Source organism: Treponema zioleckii, assembly GCF_014737315.1.
Lineage (GTDB): Bacteria > Spirochaetota > Spirochaetia > Treponematales > Treponemataceae > Treponema_D > Treponema_D zioleckii.
Genome location: NZ_JPUF01000136.1, coordinates 1 through 1,805, shown reverse-complemented (window position 1 = coordinate 1,805; position 1,805 = coordinate 1). Strand labels below are relative to the sequence as shown.

The 1,805-nt window shown below is 43.2% G+C and carries 2 protein-coding genes; both read left to right on the top strand.

The window, feature by feature from the left end; genetic code table 11:
- Positions 1–373 precede the first annotated feature (373 nt).
- Positions 374–844 carry an InlB B-repeat-containing protein gene (locus tag JI65_RS16850; RefSeq protein ID WP_191018325.1) on the top strand — a complete coding sequence of 157 codons (471 nt, stop codon included), beginning with the start codon at positions 374–376 and terminating at the stop codon, positions 842–844.
- A 42-nt stretch (positions 845–886) separates the two neighbouring features.
- Positions 887–1,805, top strand: a 919-nt coding sequence (locus tag JI65_RS16845; RefSeq protein WP_191018324.1) for an InlB B-repeat-containing protein, incomplete at its 3' end; no start/stop codon positions are given.

The window sequence follows — 1,805 nt, the reverse complement described above, 5'->3', positions numbered from 1 at the left end:
ATATACGAGGAGAAAGATATATGAACACAGAATGCCCATACTGCGGATTTGACGACGCTTATTATGATACCGACACCTACTACTGCCCAAGCTGTGGCAAAACTTTTGACAGGATTCCTGTAATACGAACAGGATTTAGAAAATATTTTAGAATTTGCTAGACCAATATTTATGGCAATTTTTTTTCGGGCAGCTCCAAAACGAGTAAAGATTGAGTTTTTGAGCTGCCCAACGTTTCTAAACTTCTGATAAACAAAAACTTAATAAGGTAAAAATAAACCTGAACTTTCGGACATAACATCTAAAAAGCAAAATCCGATTTTTAATAACTTTTGATATTAACCGCAAGCATTACAAAAAGGGGGAAGTTTCAATGCAAAAATCACTCATAAAAAAACTTTTACTATCACTCGCCTCGGTCGCGCTGCTCTTCGCGTTTAACGCGTGCAGTTCGGACTCAGACTCTTCTGAGCCAGCATATTACACCGTAACATTCAATTCTAACGGAGGTAGCGAGGTTGCTTCTCAGACTGTTGAAAGCGGAACTCTCGCAACACGCCCGGAGGCACCTTCAAGAACTGGTTACACGTTCTCTGCCTGGCTCTGCGGCGAAGCTGATTTTGACTTTGCAACCAAAATTACCGCCGACACGACTCTCACCGCAAAATGGACTGCGAACACCTACACGGTTACGCTCGACAACAACGGAGAAAAAACTGAAATTACCGCAACTTACGGAAAAAAACTTCCAGACCTCGAAGACGTTCCTACATTAGCGAACAGCAACTTTGGCGGATTCTACACCGAAAAGTACGCAAAAGGAACGAAGTTCATCGACTCTTAGGGCGAAGGGTGCAAAATTTGGGAACTCGTAGAAGATGCGACCTTGTACGCAGCATGGGGATACAAAATCAGCTACGAGAACCTTAAAGACGTAGAGAACCCGAATCCGGAAATTTATACTGGCGAAGACTATGTTACGCTCACCGATTTGGAGAATATTTTAGGTTATGCCTTTATAGGTTGGTACGATGCCGAAACCGGTGGAAACAAAGTCGAATCGATTGCGGCTGGCAGCACAGGTACAAAGACGCTGTACGCACGGTGGCAGGAATACAGTTATACAGTAAAGCACCTTTTGCAAAACATTGAAAATGATGAATATACGCTAGATACAGAAGAAAAATTTTATCTAAATCCTAACGAAACAACCTCAGCCGCTGCAAAAACTATCGAAGGATTTGAATCGCAAAGATTCGAGCAGAAAACTCTTACCGACGATAACTCGGTTGCTGTTATCGAAATCAAATATAACCGCAAAACCTACAACGTAGAATTTGACGCAAAAGGCGGAAGCGAGGTTACCACGCAAATAGTACGTTATGGGGCAAAAGCCACTGCACCAACATCGGAGCGAACTCCGTACGATTTGATTGGTTGGTATGCTTCCAACAACAGCAGAGAAACACTCGCAGAACAGTCGTTTGATTTTGACAAGCCTATAACCGCAAATGTAAAACTGTATGCGAAGTGGGAAATTCATGCGGATGCAAGCAATGTCGTCGCAAAAATAAACGCAATGACAGAAGATGGGACAGTTATCGTTAAAGGAACGATTTCTGATTCAACCATTACCGCTATAAAAACTGCAATCAATAAAAAAAGTTTCGGAATCGGGCTTGATTTGAGCGGAACGACAGGATTGACGGAAATTGATACCTGGGCGTTCTATGGCTGTTCGGGCCTCACAAGCGTCTCCATCCCGGATGGAGTCACTTCCATCGGAAACTACGCGTTCGAGGGCT